This window comes from Acinetobacter sp. YH12126 (assembly GCF_013418745.1).
Classification (GTDB): domain Bacteria; phylum Pseudomonadota; class Gammaproteobacteria; order Pseudomonadales; family Moraxellaceae; genus Acinetobacter; species Acinetobacter amyesii.
This window is the reverse complement of record NZ_VPBM01000017.1, coordinates 27,001-47,220: the sequence shown is the minus strand read 5'-3', so window position 1 is coordinate 47,220 and position 20,220 is coordinate 27,001. Positions and strand designations below refer to the sequence as shown.

The following is a 20,220-nucleotide window of genomic DNA, read 5'->3' as shown; positions in this document are numbered from 1 at the left end:
CTCAAGATAAAAGGTCGTAATTTAAAACATTATTATATGAAATCTATTTTAAAAACTGCGTTAAGTCGTTTTTCAAATTTTCTAAAGCATTTAATTTAAAGGTTCTGAGATGTCCACGCAATGCAGAAACATCCTGAATTCGTTTTGCTTTACTACTGACTTTAAATAAATCTGTAGAGCCAAGATAGCACATTATTCGGTGGCTCGGATGAAATAGCAGATCACCTTCACGGTTTTGAAAAAAATTCGCTAGTCGGAGGACAAAGCCCGGGCTGAGCAATTTAGCGATTTCCATTTGGTTCTCGCCATAAAACTTTAATTTTTGATTAGTTTGAATGTCGCTGCTGTGCCAAGGAAAACTATAGGGATAGCCAAAGTTTTTGCCTGTTGCAGATACGGCAAGTCCATGGATGCCAATATCAAAAACAAATACGCCCCACAAGTCTTTATGAATTTCTTTAACCGTGACTTCATCACCATCTTTGTCACGTACTTTCAGTTCATTCACATAGTGATAATGAAAGACCATGACCTGATGCTGTTGCTGATTTTCATCTTCCCAAACAGTGCTTGCAAAGGTCTGAATGTCATTCGAAAGGCTGCCTTGCTTAAACACTGGGAACATGCGTTTAAGATTGCCAATAAATTGCAGATTATTCAGCGGCATCGAAATGTATTGAGGCTGTCGGTTAAAAGCCAGTTGGTATTTTTTTGCGATGCATTCGGTTTCCAAAAACGCAATAACATCTTCGAGCGGATCATCTTTTTCATAGCTGATATAGGCCCAGAACACCATGGCCAACCCCACAGCAAAGCAGAGCTGTGCCCAGCCATGATCGGGCTGAATTACAATAAACAGCATGAATCCGATACCCAGTGCAGCTAAAGCTAGGGGGAGTAAATTTTCAAATTTGAGAGTAATGGGAGCATTCCATGGATGCAGTCCATCGAGGAGCTCTTGGTGTGTTTTGGCGTTTCGGCCTATATCCCAGAGCCGAGCGATATTCTGAAAAACCACAGCATTCTTTTTTCGACGAATATGGATGGAGTGCTTTACAGAATCTATCGGCATAGGGATGATTTCGGCGTAATTTTATTTGTGGTTAATATTATCAATTAACATTGCATCACCATAACTAAAGAAGCGATATTGGCTTTTGACGGCATGGTGATAGGCATTCAAAATATTATCTCGACTGGACAACGCTGACACTAACATGAGCAGGGTAGACTCAGGTAAATGGAAGTTGGTAATTAAACGATCGACTACTTTGAACTCATAACCTGGGTAGATAAAGATTTGTGTATCACCAGTCCAACCCTTGAGTTCGCCGCCATTGGCTTGGGCGGCACTTTCAGTCGCACGAGTCGCTGTAGTACCGACAGCAATAACTTTATTGCCACGTGCTTTTGTCTCACGGATTAAAGCCATAGATTCTTCTGACACGTCACACCATTCGCTGTGCATGATGTGATTTTCAATGTCATTGGTGCGCACGGGTAAAAATGTACCTGCACCCACATGCAAGGTAACAAAGGTTTTATTTACGCCTTTGTCCGCCAATTTTTTGAGTAGCGCTTCATCAAAATGTAAGCTTGCTGTTGGTGCTGCGACAGACGCCAATTTGGTTGGGTCGTTAAACACGGTTTGATAACGTTCGGTATCAATCGCTTCTGCTTCACGGTTAAAGTAAGGCGGAATCGGTAAAGCACCGTATAAATCTAAAACTTGTAAAATAGGCTGTGAAAATTCCACAACAAATAAGTTTTCATGACGGCCTTGAACGGTCACTTTAACTTCGTCTGGACCAATAAATAATTCCGCACCTTCTTTAGGTGTATTGCTGGCTTTAATGTGGCAATGTGCGGTTTTTGGGTCAAGAATACGTTCAACCAAGACTTCAACTGCACCACCAGTTGCACGTTTGCCTTTCAAGCGGGCTTTCATCACTTTGGTATCGTTCAGTACCAACAAGTCACCTTCATTGAGCAAGTCTAGAATGTCAGTGAAATGATGGTCGTGATATTCGCCATTGAGGTCGAGATGGAGTAGGCGTGATGCACTACGTGTTTCAAGCGGATAACGGGCAATGAGTTCGTCGGGGAGATTGAAGTTAAAGTCAGAAAGTTGCATGTTAAGAAATCTGAAAAGGGGATAATGAAATTTGGCTTAGTATAAGCTTTTTTGGGTTTTAACGCTGAAATTGATGGATTATCCATCTAAAAATTCTTATACGGTTTATTTTTAATCAAATGAGAACATCATGCGTTGACAAGTTTTTGAAACAGTTTATTATACGTTTCAACACCTTCCCGAGGTGGTGAAATTGGTAGACGCGGTGGATTCAAAATCCACTATCAGAGATGATGTGTCGGTTCGAGTCCGACCCTCGGGACCAAAATTCTAAAAGACCCCAAGCTTATTAAGACTTGGGGTTTTTTATTGCCTGAAGGAAATCAATGATTTACGTGCACTTTGCGTGATATTTCATGCTTTTACATAGTGCCTTTTTAGTACCTTTTTGTGCTCTTGCCTTCAATAATAAACATCCAGAATACAAAGCTGGATGTCTAAAAGTATGGCGCGGTTAGTTAAGCCTTTAACTGTGACTCCAATTGAGTCTTCTCAACCCAATTCCAAAGACTATACATTATGCGATGGTGATGGTTTGTACCTTCGGATAAGGAAGTCTGGGACAAAGACGTGGATTTTCCAATACAAGAATAAGCAGGGATCTCGTGTAGTTGTTACGATTGGAAATTATCCTCAATGTAAATTAGCTTTTGCTCGTGAAAAAAGACGAGAGTATTTGACTCTTCAAGCTGAAGGCATTGATCCGAAGGAGTGCTTGGAAAAGCTAGAGAGCACTCAAAGCAGAAACTACTCGCTAGAAGCATCATTAGAACTTGGCTTGATTTGTATGCTGTTAAGAAGCCTTTAGATGAAGAAACCAAGAAAAAGAGATTGAGAAAATTTGAGAACCATCTATTTCCTCATATTGGTAATTTTCAGATCGAAGATGTTAAGCCAAAAGATCTTCGTATTACCTTAAACAAAATCTATGAGACTAGTGCTGATAATGCTCAGAGAATAAGGGCTGATCTAGTACTTATCTTTAGTTATGCCGTTCAGTATGGATACATTGAAGTAAACCATGTAAGAGAAATGGAGAGCCTCGATCTTACTGCACCTAAAAATCACAGACCAGTTTTACTTCTTCTTCGTCTCCCTGAGCTACTAGCACGAATCAAAGCTGACACAGGTGATGAAATGACAAAGCTTTGTTTGGAGTTAAGTTTACATATCTTCATACGTTCATCCGAACTAAGATTTGCAAGATGGGATGAAATCGATTTTAAGAAGAAGCAATGGATAATTCCTGCGAAGCGAAACCATGTCAATGGAGTTAAGCATTCAGATCGTGGCTCAAAAATGAAAGAAGCACATATCATCCCACTATCTGATCATTCGATAAGACTGTTTCAGGAGGTAAAAAGGTTGGCAGGGACATCAGAGCTGATCTTTCCAAGTTCTCATAGTAATGTGATATTCATTTGTGAGAATACCTTTAATAGCTAATTAAGACGCATGGGGTACGATACTCAAAAAGATATATGCTTCCATGGTTTTAGAGCTATGGCACGCTCAGCGTTAGGAGAGTGTGGGTTATTTCAAAGAGATGCTATTGAGAAGCAAATGAGTCATCAGGAGCGAGATAAGGTTGTGGGTGCTTACACTCATGTTGCAGAGTATCTGCATGAGCGTAAGCGTATGATGCAGTGGTAGAGCCAATACCTGATTGATATTGAAGCTAAAGGGTATGTAGCTCCTTATGATTATTCTAACTCTGAGAGCTTTACTTGATACATCGTATGACTCTTAGAATAAGGATGGATCAATATCATTTTCTAGGACGTTGTCCTGATCTTCAGGTTTGAGTCTATACATTACATCAAATATCTTTTGGTTCTCTTTAGGAACATGCCTGCGATATTGATCAACACATGTTGAGCAAAAAACATCTGCAGGAGGTGTGTCTGTCAAGATGTGACGGTCTTGCTTGAGCCCTCCTGTACCCCACATTGTGCAATAGCTATCTTGACCGTTCCAAATATGCATTTTGTTTTTGGTGAGCTTGAGTTTATTCACTAATAAAATGAAATCAAAGTTATCTGTGGTTTTTGTCCAGCGCAGTAGATCAATGCTCCCATGGATAGCAATTTTGTTCAAAAAGTCGCTAGCATCTATTAAGTGTTCGTGGGTCATATTATGAATCCACTGTTGTCCATTGATGGAGTATCGAATTGAATATTGGTCTTTATTAGGTATCAAACTTAATTCAGATTTAATGATTGTTGTACGAGTCATAGTTCTACTTTTTTTGTTGTGGGAATTCGATCCCGATCCCTCCAAGCATACAAGAAGATTTTAGCATTTGAAAGTTTTTATTATTGTAACTTGTTGAAATGTAAATACTTACTTAAGTGAGTAAGTACGTAATTGAGTAAGTACGCACCTATAATGAACTGATTTTTCACAATGAATGCAATTTTTTGGAAGCTTAAACTTACTACTTAATAATCTTAAGACCAAAAACATCAAGCATAAACATTTCAAGTTGACGTGTGGTTTGGAAGTCGCATCCGATACCTGGAGGAGGTGGTTTCCCTTTTAATGGTTTTGTTGGGGCGTATGCTCTTGGAATCGAATAGTCATTGTAATTTGAATTCTTTCCAATAAATGTATTGTTTACACCTATCGCAGTTTCTACAGCATCTTTATAGATAAGGTCTAAAACCAAAATATGATGGTCTGTTTGACGACGAAGAATATGAACATATGGCTTTACAGAAGGGTGAGATAGTCTGTAAACATAATCAATCAGTCTTTGCTCGTCTTTGTATTTCTTATTGTATTCATCTTTGAACCTATAGAATTCTTTGAGATGTTCTCTAATTTCATTATCTGTTAATTTCATGATTTTCCCTTGTCTGAATTTTGTAGGGACACATTACGCTCTTGTCAACTACTTAAAACGTGGAAAGGTGAATAACCAATTTTCATTGACTTTACATGTGTCAGGTAGCGTATATATTTGATTATGCTTATCGTAGATAGGCGAACGAGTCTTTTTTATCAATTGTGTCAAATTAGCCTATTTGTGAATTTTTATGATGTTAAATCAATTGTTTATGTCTCTTTTTTTGTGTAATTACAAATTTAATGTGTATTGAATTCTTTATTTTGAATAATTTTATATAGCTATAGTTGAATGAAAAATCCTAATCTTTGATCACTCACATTCATAAAATTTAGAGCTAAGTATTAAATGAAATAGTTGGCATAACACTATATAAATTGGGGTATAAAAAACCAGCGCCGAAGCGCTGGTTTTTTTACATCACTAACTTAAGTTAGTTTTGCATCAACTTATTGAGCAGCCTCAAGAGCAGCATTTAAAGTTGCGCTTGGACGCATTACAGCATTTACTTTTGCTGTATCTACAGCGTAGTAACCACCGATGTCCGCGGCTTTACCTTGAACTTCAGCAAGTTCTGCAACGATTTTTTCTTCGTTTTCAGCAAGTGCTTGAGCAAGAGGAGCGAATTTCGCTTTAAGCTCTGCATCTTCGTCTTGCGCAGCAAGTTCTTCAGCCCAGTATTTAGCAAGGTAGAAGTGGCTGCCACGGTTGTCCAGCTCGCCAGTACGACGTGATGGAGATTTGTCGTTATCCAGCAGTTTGCCTGTTGCAGCATCTAAAGTCTTCGCCAGAAGTTTCGCTTTCGCGTTGTCTTCTTTGATGCCCATTTCTTCAAGAGAAACAGCAAGTGCCAAGAACTCACCTAAAGAATCCCAACGTAAGTGGTTTTCTTCTACAAGTTGTTGTACGTGTTTAGGCGCAGAACCACCCGCACCAGTTTCGTACATGCCGCCACCAGCCATTAGAGGCACGATAGAAAGCATTTTCGCAGAAGTACCCAATTCCATAATCGGGAACAAGTCTGTGAGGTAGTCACGTAGGATGTTACCAGTTACAGAAATTGTATCTAGGCCGCGAGCAACACGTTCAAGTGTATAACGCATTGCACGGACTTGTGACATGATCTGGATGTCTAAACCGTCTGTATCGTGATCTTTCAGGTATTTTTGTACTTTCTTGATCAGTTCATTTTCGTGTGGACGGTACGGGTCTAACCAGAAGATGGCTGGCATACCAGAGTTACGTGCACGTGTAACAGCCAGTTTCACCCAGTCGCGGATTGGTGCGTCTTTCACCTGACACATACGCCAGATATCGCCTTCTTCCACGTTTTGAGACATCAACACTTCACCTGTTTCCAGATCCGTGATGTTGGCAACACCCGCTTCAGGAATTTCGAAAGTCTTGTCGTGTGAACCGTATTCTTCCGCTTTTTGCGCCATCAGACCAACGTTAGGAACTGTACCCATAGTGCGTGGGTCAAAGTTACCATTCCATTTACAGAAATTGATCATTTCTTGGTAGATACGCGCGAAAGTAGATTCAGGCATTACAGCTTTACAGTCGTACTGTTTGCCGTCAGCACCCCACATTTTACCGCCACCACGGATCATTGCGGGCATAGATGCATCTACAATTACGTCATTAGGTGAGTGGAAGTTAGTGATGCCTTTTGCAGAATCAACCATTGCAAGTGCAGGACGGTGTTCTTGGCAAGCATGTAAGTCAGCAATGATTTCTTCACGAAGAGAAGTCGGAAGAGTTTCAATTTTTTCGTAAAGACCAGACATACCATTGTTGATGTTAATACCTAACTCATCAAACAATTTACCGTGTTTTTCGAATGCATCTTTGTAGTAAATCTTCACACAGTGACCGAAAACGATTGGGTGAGACACCTTCATCATGGTCGCTTTTACGTGTAGAGAGAACAAAATGCCTGCTTCTTTACAATCATCTAATTCTTTTTCATAGAAGTCGCAAAGTGCTTTTTTGCTCATGAACATTGAGTCGATGATTTCGCCGTCTTGAAGCGCAACTTTAGGCTTAAGAACAATAGTTTCACCAGACTTCGTGATCAATTCCATTTTTACATTGCGAGCGCGGTCTAAAGTCATCGACTTTTCGCCGTGGTAGAAGTCACCTTCGTCCATGTGAGAAACGTGAGTTTGTGACCACTGTTTCCATTCGCTCATAGAGTGCGGATGTTTCTTCGCGTAATTTTTTACTGCAGTAGGCGCACGACGGTCAGAGTTACCTTCACGAAGTACAGGGTTTACAGCAGAACCTAAGCATTTGCTATAACGCGCCTTGATTTCTTTTTCTTCCTCAGTCGCTGGGTTTTCTGGGTAGTTCGGAACTGCAAAACCTTTAGACTGTAATTCTTTAATGCAAGCAGTTAATTGGCCAACTGAAGCACTGATGTTCGGAAGTTTGATAATGTTTGTGCTTGGATCTTGGGTTAATTGTCCAAGCTCTGCCAAGTTATTTGGCACCTTTTGTTCTTCGCTTAGATAGTCTGAAAATTCAGCGAGTACACGTGCTGCAACTGAGATATCGCGTTTAACGATTTCAACGCCAGCAGGTTTAGTAAAGGTTTCAATGATCGGCAGCAGAGAGTAAGTCGCCAATAATGGCGCCTCGTCGGTCAGTGTGTAGATGATAGTTGACTTTCCACCAGCCATATATAGCCCCTTGCTTTAGATTGTGTCTTTGAGGTCCGAGCTTGTGGCTCGCCTCTATGAACCGATTTGCTTAAATAAAACTATGAAAGTATCGGGGTTCATTGCTTTTCAGTCAACGCAAGATCCTGTGATGTGGTCATTTCGTAGAAAAATGATACAAAAGAAGTGCAGTTTGACGCCCAATTTTAGCGCAAAACCGAGAAGGGAAATATTGAAAGCTTGTTATTCATAGCTTAAAGCTATTGAACAATTAAATTTATATCATTTTTTTTGGGGCTGATCTGTTCTTTATGGCTCGTTCAAGTTTTAGTTGTAAAGCAAAGCGTTTGATAGGTCAAACCGAATGCCTTAACTTTTAGGTGTAGATTTGGTGCGAAAGTTCGAAAATTAGTCAGGATTGGGGACTTTATTAAAGAACGACGTGAGTTTGATGCTCCGTTTGACTTTGAATGCTCGCGGAATGTTTATGCGATAACTTATATATCTGATGAATAAGGCATGGCACTTTTTCAGCTTCAGTCATTTGGGTGAATGAGTTCATGTGCATTAGAAGCATGAAATGAATCTTTAGCTCAGTTTAATAAAGTAAAAGCGAGCAAGTATGGTTTAATGCTCAAATGACACACAACTGATAAAAACTAATAAATTAGTCTAATAGAAAAGATTAATAATAGATTCATTTAGTGTAGTTGACTGAAACGAGCATCCTGATGAGTAATCTGGTCATAGAATAGTCATAAAACTCACTATTTTTTGTGATGTGGTTAAAGAAAATTAACCCCAGTTTTTTAGGTCTTATGTAAATGAATATTTCTTTTGGTCATGTTTTTAGTTTGAATAAAACGCGAAAAGTGCGATTTAAAATAAACAGTCAATAAAATTTAAATTAATTTAAGTTTCTAATTTTATTGTTTTAATTTTTGTTTTACCTTTAATATTATGTTCTTTATAGATATTTTTATTTTCTAATTGGATGAAAGTTCAATTAAATAGCGCATTCGTAAATGATGTTTGTCTTTTTGTTGGGTTTTGTTATTGAGTGTTTGGGCTATTTTTGCTATTAATCTTGAACACAACAGTTGGTTTTTATCTTTAAGATAAACCCCTGAGGAGAGCAACGGGATGGCTTTACGTTTACTGGATATTGGTACACAAACCGAATTATTAACTGCCTGTCGTTTGTCTTTATTGATGGGGGTTTATACGGACGACAACCGCATTGCAGAATTTTTAAAGTTCGCGCGTGGTATTGTGCAAGTCGATAATGCTGTCCTCGCATTTAAAAATGAACCTTATATATGGTATGCGTCAGAGCACATATTTAAGGCCTTTATGGCCGAAGCTGATGATGATCGTCTAGATCAGTTTTTTGCTGAACATTCTCGTATAGACCGAGACGCTGAAAATTACCAAGCTTATTCCGACTATATGCAAGAACTGGGTTTAGGGCATCAGCGTTTAGTCGCTTTTGATTTAAAGTATGATCAAGAATCTATCGGTAAAGTTATTTTATTCGATGATCAAGTCACTGCATTTGAAGCCAAACAATTAAAGATCGTTGAAGAATTTGTACAAAGTCTAGTCAATATTATTCAACTTCGTGTTGAAAATGCCGAATTAAAAGAAGCCTATGAACAGCAGTCGGCACTGAATTTTAGTAAGACTAAATTTTTCCAAATTATTGCGCATGATTTAAGAGCCCCTTTTCATGGTCTACTTGGATTTTCTGAAGTTTTGGCACAGGAGCGTCATACCTTAGATGATTCGAGTGTGCAAAATATTGCAGACTATTTATATGACACCACACAGTCGACGTATAACCTCTTAGAAAGCTTATTAAACTGGGCTATGGCAGAAGGTGGTCGCTTTGTTTATCACCCGATTAATTTTGATTTACATCAGTCTGCAAAAATCGTCAGTGATGTCTTAAATAGCTTGGCTGTGAAGAAAAATATTCGACTGATCAATGCCGTGCCTGAAGGTATTAAAGTCAATGCAGATATCAATATGATCACATCAGTGATGCAAAACTTGGTGTCAAACGCATTGAAATTTACCCATACCGATGGTAGAGGTGTGGTGACGATTTCAGCCGATCGAGATGGAGAACGGGTTGTATTCACTATTCAAGATACTGGATTGGGGATGACCCAAGCTCAGATTGATGATTTATTTCAGCAAAAACTGACGGTTAGTATTAAAGGTACGGCAGGAGAACGTGGTACGGGGTTGGGTTTAGTCCTTTGTAAACGTTTTGTGGACTTAAATCAGGGTGAAATTGTGGTGAATTCGAAAGAAGGTGAAGGCACACAATTTAAAGTCTGGTTGCCACAGGCGACGAGCCTGCATCAAACCCTAAGTACCGAGAGCAGCAGTGCATAGAAAGATGCGACCTTAAGTGAACTTTAATGCGCATCTATTGGTATAAAAGCCTAAAAATACTTTTCCCTAAGCGTTATCAACTGTTATAACTAGAAAAAAATCACGCTAGGGTTTGTGAAATGAATGCGGAGCAATTGCAGAAAACATTACGTGCCAGTCAATATGCTGAACAGGTGCTCGGAATCCATCAGGCCAGTTTAGAACAAGACTATGCAATTGATCAGTTTCAAACCTCGCTCAGTACAGCACAAATTCAACATTTTGTCGTAAGCAGCCTTGCCGATATCCAAGATGAAAATAGTTGGATGCGTGCAATTCGTGTGCTGCGTGCACGTCTGATGTTTCGTTGGATTTGGCAAGATGCCAATCAACTCACCGATGTCGTCACCTTAACGCGAGAGCTTTCAGACTTTGCCGATGCGTCCATCTGTGCGGCAAAAGATTTTGCACTAAAGCCGTTGATTGCGAAATATGGCGAACCGCTAGGCTATAAGGGGAAAGTTCAAGACCTAATTGTGGTTGCCATGGGAAAACTTGGTGCACAGGAACTTAATCTTTCAAGTGATATTGATCTTATTTTTGCCTTTGATGAACAGGGCGAAACCAATGGTCGAAAATGTATTGATGTACAGCAGTTCTGTATTTTGTGGGGACAAAAATTAATTTACCTGCTTGACCATATTACCGCAGATGGTTTTGTCTTCCGTGTAGATATGCGCCTTCGCCCATGGGGTGATGGTTCTGCCTTGGCAATCAGTCATGCGGCATTAGAAAAATATTTAAGCCAGCATGGACGCGAATGGGAGCGCTATGCCTGGATTAAGGCACGGATCGTCACTGGCGGTAAAGAAGGCGCCGAGTTACTGGAAATGACCCGACCTTTCGTCTTCCGTAAATATGTTGATTACACCGCTTTCGAAGCCATGCGTGAAATGAAAGCCATGATCGAACGTGAAGTGCTACGTCGTAATATCGAAGATGACATTAAACTCGGTGCAGGCGGAATTCGTGAAGTAGAGTTTATTGTTCAAGTTTTTCAGCTCATCTATGGCGGTTCAAAACTCGAGTTGCAAGATCGTCAGTGTTTGGTGAGTCTGCATCATTTAGGTGAAGTTGGATTATTAGAAAATACCGCGGTTGCTGATTTAGAAGATGCGTATTTATTTTTACGTCGTATTGAACATGCGATACAAGCGCTAAATGATCAGCAAACCCAATCGTTGCCACATGAGCCTGAACCGCGCCAACGTATTTTAGATACTTTAGGTTTTGCATCTTGGGATGACTTTTTGCATGTACTCAATCAGAAGCGTGCCAAAGTCATTTACCAATTTGAGCATCTTATTAAAGAAAAAGAACCCGATCCGTTATTGGAAAGTTTTAGTCATTTAGAAGCCCAGTTGAACGATGTTCTAGATGATGATGCCAAAAATTTAATTCACGAATTTTGGTATGGACATGCACTGAAAAAATTACCTGCCAAAGCTGTACAGCGCTTAAAAACCTTTTGGCCACATCTCATTGAGGCGATATTACAGTCAGATAAACCTCAGGTGGCCTTACTACGTCTCATGCCTTTGGTGGAGTCGGTGCTGCGCCGTACGGTCTATTTGGTGATGCTGATTGAGAGCAAAGGGGCATTACAACGATTAGTGAAAATGGCAACAGTGAGTCCTTGGATCTGCGAAGAATTGACGCATTATCCCGTGCTGTTGGACGAGTTTTTGTCGATGGATTTTGAGCTGCCAAAGCGTAAAGATTTAGAAGACTCTCTACGTCAACAACTGCTTCGAATTGAAATTGATCAAGTTGAAGATCAGATGCGTGTTCTTCGATTATTTAAAAAATCCAATGTCTTAGCAGTAGCTGCTAGTGATGTTTTGGCCGAAAGCCCGTTGATGAAAGTATCGGATGCATTGACCGATATTGCTGAAGTGTCGGTGAATGCAACCTTGCATTTGGCATATCAAATTGTTGCCAAAAAACATGGCTATCCAATTGATGCAGAAGGGCAGCGTTGTTCGATTGATCACACGGCTTTTGCGGTGATTGGTTATGGCAAGGTGGGTGGCATTGAGCTAGGTTATGGTTCGGACTTGGATTTGGTGTTTATTCACTATATGGATGAACAAGCGGATACCGATGGACAGAAACCAATTAGCGGCTTTGAATTTGCCATGCGGGTGGCACAAAAATTTATGTCCTTAATGACCACGCAAACCCTAGATGGTCGAGTGTATGAGGTGGATACACGTTTACGACCTTCGGGAGAGGCGGGATTATTGGTGACCAGCTTAAAAGCCTTTGAGCAATATCAACATAAAAATGCTTGGGTCTGGGAGCATCAAGCTTTGGTCCGTGCCAGAACCATTGCAGGTGAGCACAGTTTACGGATTGAAATTGAAAACTTGCGCTGCAATATTTTGACTCAGCCACGAGATGAGAACAATGTTCGTGCAGAAGTGCTAAAAATGCGACAAAAAATGAAAGACCATCTAGGTTCTTCTAAAGAGCAGCAAAAAGATGGAATTTTTCATTTAAAACAAGATGCAGGTGGTATCGTTGACATCGAATTTATGGCACAGTATGCAGTATTAGCATGGAGTGGGTCGAATCCCGATCTCGCCCATTACTCTGACAACGTACGAATCCTTGAGGATGCCGCAAGAACGGATTGCTTATCCAGCGCCGATGCGACAGCATTGATTCAAGCTTATCTCCGTGAACGAGCCGAGAGCCACCGTTTAGCACTTGCGAATCAATCCATGCAAGTTTCAGCTGACGATTGGCACGATACCCGAGTGGTCGTTTGCAAGCTATGGCAAAGATTAATTGATCCAACTGCAACGTTTGCATTGGATAAAAATGACTGTGTATAAAAATTTGGAGTGTGTGCCATGAACTTGGCTGATCGTGATGGTTTTATTTGGCAAGATGGACAATTAGTTGACTGGCGTGAGGCGAAAACTCACGTATTAACACATACATTGCATTACAGCATGGGTGTGTTTGAAGGCGTCCGTGCTTATGAAACTCCGAATGGAACGGCTATTTTCCGTTTAAAAGAACACACTAAGCGTTTATTAAATTCTGCAAAAATTTATCAAATGAAAGTCCCATTTGATCATGCAGCATTAGAACAAGCTCAAATTGATGTGGTTCGTGAAAATAAATTGGCTTCTTGCTACCTACGTCCAATTATTTTTATTGGTTCAGAAAAATTAGGTATTGCAGCAACTGACAATACAATTCATGCCGTTGTTGCTGCATGGAGTTGGGGTGCTTACCTTGGTGATGAAGCGATGGCGAAGGGTATCCGTGTTAAAACGTCTTCATTTACGCACCATCATCCAAACGTGACCATGTGTAAAGCAAAAGCATCTGGTAACTATACTTTGTCCATTCTTGCACACCAAGAAGTGGCACATGCTGGCTATGACGAAGCAATGTTACTCGACCCACAAGGTTATGTATGTCAAGGTTCAGGCGAAAACGTATTCTTAGTTCGTGATGGCGTGATTCATACTCCTGACATCGCGGGTGGTGCACTTGATGGTATTACCCGTCAAACCATTATTACGATTGCGAAAGACCTTGGTTTTGAAGTGGTTGAACGTCGTATTACACGTGACGAATTCTATATCGCTGATGAAGCATTCTTCACAGGTACTGCTGCTGAAGTGACACCAATCCGTGAATATGATGACCGTCAAATTGGTGAAGGTTGTCGTGGTCCAATCACTGAGCAAATCCAAACTGCATTCTTTAATGCGGTTCAGGGTAAAGACCCTAAATATGCGCACTGGTTAACTTACGTAAAATAAGCTGATCGGTTAAGATGAAAAGGCGAAACTAAGTTTCGCCTTTTTTATTGGCTTGAAGATATTGAATTTTTGGGAACGTGACTATGCATATTGTTTATGTCAGTGATGGTAAAGCAGGACATCGCTCACAAGCTTTGGGTTTATTTAAAGCCATGCAGCGCCAATCTCAGGAAGCAGTCACATTTCAAGAAATTTCAATTGATGATTTGCCTATAGCGACACTTATTTCTGCACTGTTTAGCCATCAAGTTCATGCCGTAGAACACGTGCCAACCTATATTTTTGGCGTCGGCAGCCATACGCATTTTCGAGTATGGCTGTTAGGCAAAGTGTATAACAAAGCCAAAACCATTATTTTAATGAAGCCAAGCTTGCCGTTTGCATGCTTTGATTATGCGGTGATTCCACAGCACGATGGTATTCAGGCATCTAATAAAGTACTAACCACACAAGGTGCGTTAAATCCTATTGTAAATGAAGAGCGGCATCAGCATGGTCGAATCTTGATCGCTTTGGGGGGTTCGTCAAAACGCCATCAGTGGAATGCAGCTAAAGTGCTCCAAGCGATTGAACAGATAGTCGAGCAGAATCCAAATTCAGAAATCATTTTGACCACTTCACGGCGCACACCAAAAGCGTTTTTAGCAGAACTAACGCAGTTGAAAAATATTGAAAAATTGCAGATTTTCCCAGTTGAAGACACTCCGCAAGGTTGGATTTTCGAAGAAATGCAAAAAGCCGAAGCGGTTTGGGTAACTGAAGATAGTGTTTCAATGATTTACGAGGCTCTCACCGCGGGTTGTAAAGTCGGGGTGATTGAAGTGGATCGCTTGAAGGAAGACCGGATTACCAAGTCGGTAGATGAAATTTTAAAACAAGGCTTGGTGTCGTTACAGACCACTTTAACTGATTTGAATCTCGCTAGCGAATTTAAAGAAACTGACCGTATCGCCAAAAAGATTGTACTCGGTCCCTAAAGTATAGATAATACCCGACGAAAAATTTCTACCAACATTTCAGTCTAACTAGACAATGTTTGAATAATATTAAAGGGTTGTCAGGTCATGCTAAAAACCTATTTGTTTCCATTTTTGCTTTCAATTGGGTTTTGCGTTGGGTTGGGTTTTGGGGACTATTTATCTGAAGTCAAAGATGCTCCTTTATTTTTTATCTTGGTTCTTTCGAGTACGTTTTTTTTCATTGCTGTAAAACAATTACATAGTCGTATTTTTAAGTACATTTTCCTTGCGCTGTTTTTTGTCATTAGCCTGTATATTGCAAGTGGGACGGGGTTCTTACAAGGACACATGTCTTTGGGAATCGTGGCATCGATGTTCCAAAGCAATACCAATGAAGCCTTTGAATTTTTATCTGTAGTTAATCCTAAATATATTGTTTTTGCCTTAATTATTTTTTTAAGTCTCTGTTTTTATATTTTATTTTTTAATCAAGCTAATCAGGGAAATTATCGCAAGCTGATTTTGGCACTTATCTTTATTGCCAACGGCGTCAGTGTGTTTGGTGTTCAAACTGCACTAGCGACGGTTAAATATAAACAAGAAGAGGCCAAACTCCTTAAAGATAATGTGCAAGATGTTGATTGGAAAATTCAACAGGTGAATGCTAGCTATGATAATCAAGTGGTTATCATTGGTGAGAGTGTTCAGCGAGACCATTTATCACTCTACGGTTCGAAAGACGATACCACACCTTTTTTAAATGAGATGCCACTGGATGTTGTAGATCATTACATCGCAACTGCACCTAATACGGTAACTAGTCTGACTCGAACGCTGACTTTGGTTGATCAAAATCGTGAACCGCAGATTGCAAAAAATGTTGTGACATTAGCAAAACAAGCGGGTTATAACACCATATGGATTTCAAATCAGGGATTTATGGGGAAAAATGATACGGCGATTTCTAAAATTGCTATTCATGCCGATCATCAGTTCTTCCTGAAAAGTGGTAACTATATGTCGAGTAATATTGATGACGACAAAATGGTCGAAATATTACAGGCTCAGTTAAAAAAATATGCCAATCAAAAAAATGTAATTTTTATTCATATGATGGGTTCACATCCGGATGCTTGTGAACGTCTGTTTAAGGCACCACGTATGTATGCGAATAAACCTGAAACGATTAATTGTTATTTATCTTCGATCAATAAGTTGGATCACTTTATAGAACAGATATATACCTCTTTGAAGGCTGATCAGCGTAGTTTCAGTGTGACCTATTTTTCTGATCATGGTATGACCGTGGATGAAGATTCATATCATGTAGATAATGAATTTAAAGATAATTATCAGGTTCCATTTTTTGTATTACGTAGCGATGCGCAGGCCAAAAACCACTATAACAAGACTGTGAGTGCCTATGATTATATGCATATTTATGCAGATTTATTGGGGGTGAAAACACCATTATTAGATCCTAAAAAATCGTTGGCGAATATCGAAGACAATCAAAATGTCACCGTTTTTGATTGGGATGATTATGTGCCATATAAAAAATTAAATGAAAGCGAAGCGCAATGATTTACAGCAAAAAAAAAAAATGAATTGATTTTTTTTGTTTTATTTGTAAGTCTTAGCAGAATTGATAAATCACTTTTAATTTGTTGTTAGAGGTTATTTATAATTGAATTACCCAGGTAAGATTAAGAAAGAAATTTTAATTATGTTAAAATATGATTGCAGAGTTAACTTATGAAAATATTACATATCAATAATTTTGCTTTTAAAAAATCTGGGGCTGAATTTTATAATACAGACAGAAAAATTTCGGCAGGTTTGATTTTAAATGGTCATCATGTTTATGACTTCTCTTTTCATGATATGGCTTATTATGGCACCATTTGGCGCACTAAAAAAGTTGGTAAAAAATGGGCAAATCAAGAAGTATTAAAAGTTGTAAAAAATTTTGAACCAGATTTAATCCTAATAGGCCATTCATCATTATTGAGTACGGAAACGTTAAAACAAGTTAAAGCACAATATCCCAAAACGAAAGTAGCATTTTGGTATGTTGATTGGATTTGCGTAGATAAGAAAGCGAATTTTATTAAAGAATGGTCGCCTTATTTAGATTGTATTTTTGTCACCACAAGTGGTGAGTTATTAAAGACTTTAGGAAATGGCAATAAAGTGGCTTATATGCCAAATATGAGTCTGGATGCTGTTGATAGTCTAAAAAATTTTGAAAAAAATGAATTTGTGAATGAATTGGTCTTTTGTGGTTCATCTTCTGATGTGGAACGTACTCAATTTATTCGTAGTTTGCAACAAAAAATTAAACATATTCCTACACGTTATTGCGGTTTTGATGAAGATCCAAAAGTTTTTGGTGCGGAATATTTTAAAGTTTTAAGTCAATCCCGTATGGGCTTAAACTATTCACGTGCGAATTCATTAGATTTATATACATCAGATCGTATTACACAACTGACAGGTAATGGGTTATTGACCTTCACACCTCATATTCCTGGATTTGAGACGTTATTTTCAGATAAAGAAGTGGTGTATTTTAGTGATGTTGATGATTTAGCAAATAAGGTTCAATATTATGTGAATCATCCCGAGGAAGCAAAAGTGATTGCTGAAGCTGGTTGGAACAGAACGCATTCTAGCTATAGTTCAAAACGTGTCACAAAGTTCATGTTAGAGACTATTTTCTCACAGCCTTATACCGAAGACTATGAATGGAAGGATCATGTTTTCAGTTGCTAAGTTAGAGTCAGCAGAGTATTTGGGGGCGGGAGCAAATCGTTATTGCGTGATTTCACCTTCCGATCCTCAGGTGTGTTTAAAAATAGATTTACCTCCAGAACAACGTCAAATTAAGAATTTTCGCCAAAAAATCCAACGCTTTTTAAGCGCTCATTTTTATCGGTTTAATGAAAATTACATTGAATGGAGTGCATATCAGCGTTTAAAAAGACGTATTGATGAGCATGAATTACATCAATTTATTGCCTCTTGTTTGAAGTTAGAAGTTGTTCATGCACAACTAATTCTTAGTTGTGAGTTAATTCGGGATGAGCAAGGTGAGGTATCGCTTAGTCTTCATCATTATCTCAAGCATCAAATACCATTGAATATAGAGGCTGTATGTCACTCGATTGATCAGTTAACGGATTGGCTAATTCAACATAATATTCCACTATTTGATTTAAACTCGGGTAATTTAGTTGTTCAACATCATCGAGGTGGGCTTAGATTAAAATGTATTGATGTTAAATCAACATTAAAGAGTAAGGAGATTATTCCATGGTCTTATTGGTCTGATTTCTTAATGCATAAAAAACTTCGTCGCCGTGCAGAGCGTCTCAAGCAGTTGATACAAAAAAATATGAAGTCGGAGTAATCATGAAAATTGTACAGGTCATGGCAACGAATGGTGGTATGGGGGGGTTGGAAAAACATACATTAGATTTATGTCGTGGATTGGCGCAAAGTCATGAAGTTCATTTAATTGCAGATCGTTCCTATCAACAAAAACTAAGTGGTCATATCACACTACATCCATTTGATTTTTCTAGAAGTCGCTGGAATCCGTTTCTCATTTATGCGTTAGTTAAACAAATAAAGCAACTTCAACCAGACGTTTTACATGTTCAGGCAAGTAAAGCAGCAAGTATTTTAGCACCGTGGTTAAAGCAGTTTTCTTGTAAAAAGATTGTCACCGTACATGGGATGAAAAGTAATTTAAAACCATTCATGGCGTTTGATGACATCATTGCTGTGAGTGGGAAAATTAAAGCAAAATTTCCGATTTCAAAATCAGTTCATGTGATTTGGAATGGTGTAGATCAAGATATTAATCAAATTAATAATAAAGTGAAATGTGAAAATCAGCCTACCATTGCCTTGGCGATTGGTAGATTGGAAACAGTGAAAGGCTTTCATATCCTGATTGATGCTTGGAAAAATATCAATGCTGAATTATGGATTGTAGGGGATGGGACTCAGTACCAATCGCTGAAAACTCAGATCGACCAACTTAACTTAAATGATCGTGTAAAACTATTGGGTTTTCGGTCAGATATTTCTGATTTACTTGCTCAGGTAGATTGCTTCGTAATTTCTTCTTTAAAAGAAGGTGGTCCTATTACTTTGGCTGAAGCTCTATTGAGTCACGTACCAACTCTATCGACTGATGTTGGGATGGTGCCTGACTTTATTGATGGGCAGTTTATCTGTGAACCGAATTCGAGTGAACAGATGGCGAACTTGATATCGAGGGAATTAAAACCTAGAGCTGAAATGCTCCCTCTATTCGAAGCAGCATTTATAAAAGCAGAGCAAAACCTAAAATTTGAATCAATGTTGCAGCAAACTGAAAATTTGTATCAAAATTAAGTTAAAGTTTTTTAGGGGTTTCACGAATTGCGTCTATCACAATATGTTGGTTAAAAATATTAAAGGTATGACAGCCATTATCATTCGGGTGCCACTCACTATCTAATTTCATCCAAAATTTCTCTTCGTAGTGTTCTGGAGAAAGTTTTGTAACTTCATTGAGGTCTAAGCTGCCACCATAGCGTTTCAGAGAGTCCTGTGATGGGCGGACTAATTTATTGTTGATCATGCTCAAGTGACCACCTGGGCGATATTGCACAATGCCTTTTTTAACTGGGTTTTGAGGATGTGGTTGCCAATCACTACTCAGTAGATTCTCACTGTAAAAAATATGGAGTTCATTACCATATTTTTTTGATTTTTGATTTTTAATCGCGGTAAATAGATACCACATTCCATTTTGATAATACGGTGTAGTATCTGCAGCATTTATATGACTTATTAATGTACGATCAAATTCCCAAGAATATGGAAAATTTGTACATTTCCATAACTCGATACTTTGGTTGGCTGCACTTTCAGGAATCATGTACCAAATATCTTCATGTTTGAATATACAAGGATAAGAAAGGTGATAAGAGCACTGAATAATTGGAGTAGGTGGACTGTATTGACCGTCCTGAAAAACTTCCATGACAGATAAATAACCAACAGGATGCTCAGGTGAAACTTCTTCAATAAAAATATATGTACGTCCATTTTCTTCTACAATAAATGGATCGGCATAAACGTGCCCTTCAGGTGCATGAATTTCATGTAAGGATAGAATTTGCTGGGGTTCAAAAGGCAACTGTAGTTGGCCAAAGCGTAGGTACCATCTAGAGTTAAATTTTAACTCTCTTTTTTTTTGTAGAAATGAAAACCATTTTTTAACAATAAACCGCATATATAACTCTATTTTTAATTAAGATTCTCTAACAATTGAATAGTTAGACATACAAATGATATGATTTAGCTATCAATTTAGCATTTATTTTTAATC

Annotated in this window: 16 protein-coding genes and 1 tRNA gene; 11 read left to right on the top strand and 6 right to left on the bottom strand. The window is 38.8% G+C overall.

Translation table 11 applies throughout. From position 1 onward, the window contains the following. Nucleotides 1-43: 43 nt before the first annotated feature. Both FTU62_RS12515 and queA read right to left on the bottom strand, forming a co-directional pair. Complete coding sequence (locus FTU62_RS12515; RefSeq protein ID WP_180102841.1) at nucleotides 44-1,072, bottom strand: hypothetical protein; 1,029 nt, start codon at nucleotides 1,070-1,072, stop codon at nucleotides 44-46. Nucleotides 1,073-1,093: 21 nt separating this feature from the next. Continuing rightward, a complete protein-coding gene (queA, locus tag FTU62_RS12510) occupies nucleotides 1,094-2,134 on the bottom strand; it encodes a tRNA preQ1(34) S-adenosylmethionine ribosyltransferase-isomerase QueA (RefSeq protein ID WP_180078731.1) in 1,041 nt (346 codons plus the stop codon). A 178-nt stretch (nucleotides 2,135-2,312) separates the two neighbouring features. On the opposite strand from queA, the gene FTU62_RS12505 reads away from it, so the two are divergent. The 3 genes from FTU62_RS12505 (at nucleotide 2,313) to FTU62_RS17645 (ending at nucleotide 3,580) form a co-directional block, all read left to right on the top strand. Continuing rightward, nucleotides 2,313-2,399: transfer RNA gene (locus FTU62_RS12505), tRNA-Leu, on the top strand. Between the two features lie 168 nt (nucleotides 2,400-2,567). Continuing rightward, nucleotides 2,568-2,942: an Arm DNA-binding domain-containing protein gene (locus tag FTU62_RS17465; protein WP_306670177.1), complete on the top strand. Its 375-nt coding sequence runs from the start codon at nucleotides 2,568-2,570 to the stop codon at nucleotides 2,940-2,942. Next, nucleotides 2,846-3,580: a tyrosine-type recombinase/integrase gene (locus FTU62_RS17645; protein WP_373886366.1), complete on the top strand. Its 735-nt coding sequence runs from the start codon at nucleotides 2,846-2,848 to the stop codon at nucleotides 3,578-3,580. The genes FTU62_RS17465 and FTU62_RS17645 overlap by 97 nt, the downstream gene beginning before the upstream one ends. A 300-nt stretch (nucleotides 3,581-3,880) precedes the next feature. Here FTU62_RS17645 and FTU62_RS12495 read toward each other — a convergent pair whose 3' ends face one another. From FTU62_RS12495 to FTU62_RS12485, 3 genes are all read right to left on the bottom strand, one after another. Further along, nucleotides 3,881-4,369: a hypothetical protein gene (locus FTU62_RS12495; RefSeq protein WP_180039866.1), complete on the bottom strand. Its 489-nt coding sequence runs from the start codon at nucleotides 4,367-4,369 to the stop codon at nucleotides 3,881-3,883. Nucleotides 4,370-4,571: 202 nt separating this feature from the next. After that, a complete protein-coding gene (locus FTU62_RS12490; RefSeq protein ID WP_180102840.1) occupies nucleotides 4,572-4,979 on the bottom strand; it encodes a hypothetical protein in 408 nt (135 codons plus the stop codon). A 452-nt stretch (nucleotides 4,980-5,431) separates the two neighbouring features. Further along, nucleotides 5,432-7,666, bottom strand: coding sequence for an NADP-dependent isocitrate dehydrogenase (locus FTU62_RS12485; protein WP_180102839.1), 2,235 nt, complete (start codon nucleotides 7,664-7,666; stop codon nucleotides 5,432-5,434). 1,122 nt (nucleotides 7,667-8,788) lie between these two features. Here FTU62_RS12485 and FTU62_RS12480 point away from each other — a divergent pair. The 8 genes from FTU62_RS12480 (at nucleotide 8,789) to FTU62_RS12445 (ending at nucleotide 19,238) form a co-directional block, all read left to right on the top strand. Beyond that, nucleotides 8,789-10,048 carry a sensor histidine kinase KdpD gene (locus FTU62_RS12480; protein ID WP_180102838.1) on the top strand — a complete coding sequence of 420 codons (1,260 nt, stop codon included), beginning with the start codon at nucleotides 8,789-8,791 and terminating at the stop codon, nucleotides 10,046-10,048. A gap of 119 nt (nucleotides 10,049-10,167) precedes the next feature. Further along, a complete protein-coding gene (glnE, locus tag FTU62_RS12475; RefSeq protein WP_180102837.1) occupies nucleotides 10,168-12,927 on the top strand; it encodes a bifunctional [glutamate--ammonia ligase]-adenylyl-L-tyrosine phosphorylase/[glutamate--ammonia-ligase] adenylyltransferase in 2,760 nt (919 codons plus the stop codon). 18 nt (nucleotides 12,928-12,945) lie between these two features. Further along, nucleotides 12,946-13,872 (top strand): branched-chain amino acid transaminase, encoded by a 927-nt coding sequence (locus FTU62_RS12470; protein ID WP_078191262.1) that lies wholly within the window; start codon nucleotides 12,946-12,948, stop codon nucleotides 13,870-13,872. An 83-nt stretch (nucleotides 13,873-13,955) separates the two neighbouring features. Continuing rightward, complete coding sequence (locus FTU62_RS12465) at nucleotides 13,956-14,849, top strand: mitochondrial fission ELM1 family protein (RefSeq protein WP_180102836.1); 894 nt, start codon at nucleotides 13,956-13,958, stop codon at nucleotides 14,847-14,849. 87 nt (nucleotides 14,850-14,936) lie between these two features. After that, nucleotides 14,937-16,415: a phosphoethanolamine transferase gene (locus FTU62_RS12460; protein WP_180102835.1), complete on the top strand. Its 1,479-nt coding sequence runs from the start codon at nucleotides 14,937-14,939 to the stop codon at nucleotides 16,413-16,415. Between the two features lie 171 nt (nucleotides 16,416-16,586). Beyond that, nucleotides 16,587-17,606 carry a glycosyltransferase gene (locus tag FTU62_RS12455; RefSeq protein WP_168378742.1) on the top strand — a complete coding sequence of 340 codons (1,020 nt, stop codon included), beginning with the start codon at nucleotides 16,587-16,589 and terminating at the stop codon, nucleotides 17,604-17,606. After that, nucleotides 17,590-18,243, top strand: coding sequence for a YrbL family protein (locus FTU62_RS12450; protein WP_168378743.1), 654 nt, complete (start codon nucleotides 17,590-17,592; stop codon nucleotides 18,241-18,243). The genes FTU62_RS12455 and FTU62_RS12450 overlap by 17 nt, the downstream gene beginning before the upstream one ends. A gap of 2 nt (nucleotides 18,244-18,245) precedes the next feature. Next, complete coding sequence (locus FTU62_RS12445) at nucleotides 18,246-19,238, top strand: glycosyltransferase (RefSeq protein WP_168378744.1); 993 nt, start codon at nucleotides 18,246-18,248, stop codon at nucleotides 19,236-19,238. Nucleotide 19,239: 1 nt separating this feature from the next. Here FTU62_RS12445 and FTU62_RS12440 read toward each other — a convergent pair whose 3' ends face one another. Next, complete coding sequence (locus FTU62_RS12440; RefSeq protein ID WP_180078744.1) at nucleotides 19,240-20,124, bottom strand: hypothetical protein; 885 nt, start codon at nucleotides 20,122-20,124, stop codon at nucleotides 19,240-19,242. Between the last annotated feature and the right edge of the window lie 96 nt (nucleotides 20,125-20,220).

Bases quoted from the DNA above. Each gene is read 5' to 3' on its own strand.
- FTU62_RS12515 (WP_180102841.1), bottom strand. From the start codon at position 1,072: ATGCCGATAGATTCTGTAAAGCACTCCATCCATATTCGTCGAAAAAAG.
- queA (WP_180078731.1), bottom strand. From the start codon at position 2,134: ATGCAACTTTCTGACTTTAACTTCAATCTCCCCGACGAACTCATTGCC.
- FTU62_RS17465 (WP_306670177.1), top strand. From the start codon at position 2,568: ATGTCTAAAAGTATGGCGCGGTTAGTTAAGCCTTTAACTGTGACTCCA.
- FTU62_RS12495 (WP_180039866.1), bottom strand. From the start codon at position 4,369: ATGACTCGTACAACAATCATTAAATCTGAATTAAGTTTGATACCTAAT.
- FTU62_RS12490 (WP_180102840.1), bottom strand. From the start codon at position 4,979: ATGAAATTAACAGATAATGAAATTAGAGAACATCTCAAAGAATTCTAT.
- FTU62_RS12485 (WP_180102839.1), bottom strand. From the start codon at position 7,666: ATGGCTGGTGGAAAGTCAACTATCATCTACACACTGACCGACGAGGCG.
- FTU62_RS12480 (WP_180102838.1), top strand. From the start codon at position 8,789: ATGGCTTTACGTTTACTGGATATTGGTACACAAACCGAATTATTAACT.
- glnE (WP_180102837.1), top strand. From the start codon at position 10,168: ATGAATGCGGAGCAATTGCAGAAAACATTACGTGCCAGTCAATATGCT.
- FTU62_RS12470 (WP_078191262.1), top strand. From the start codon at position 12,946: ATGAACTTGGCTGATCGTGATGGTTTTATTTGGCAAGATGGACAATTA.
- FTU62_RS12465 (WP_180102836.1), top strand. From the start codon at position 13,956: ATGCATATTGTTTATGTCAGTGATGGTAAAGCAGGACATCGCTCACAA.
- FTU62_RS12460 (WP_180102835.1), top strand. From the start codon at position 14,937: ATGCTAAAAACCTATTTGTTTCCATTTTTGCTTTCAATTGGGTTTTGC.
- FTU62_RS12455 (WP_168378742.1), top strand. From the start codon at position 16,587: ATGAAAATATTACATATCAATAATTTTGCTTTTAAAAAATCTGGGGCT.
- FTU62_RS12450 (WP_168378743.1), top strand. From the start codon at position 17,590: ATGTTTTCAGTTGCTAAGTTAGAGTCAGCAGAGTATTTGGGGGCGGGA.
- FTU62_RS12445 (WP_168378744.1), top strand. From the start codon at position 18,246: ATGAAAATTGTACAGGTCATGGCAACGAATGGTGGTATGGGGGGGTTG.
- FTU62_RS12440 (WP_180078744.1), bottom strand. From the start codon at position 20,124: ATGCGGTTTATTGTTAAAAAATGGTTTTCATTTCTACAAAAAAAAAGA.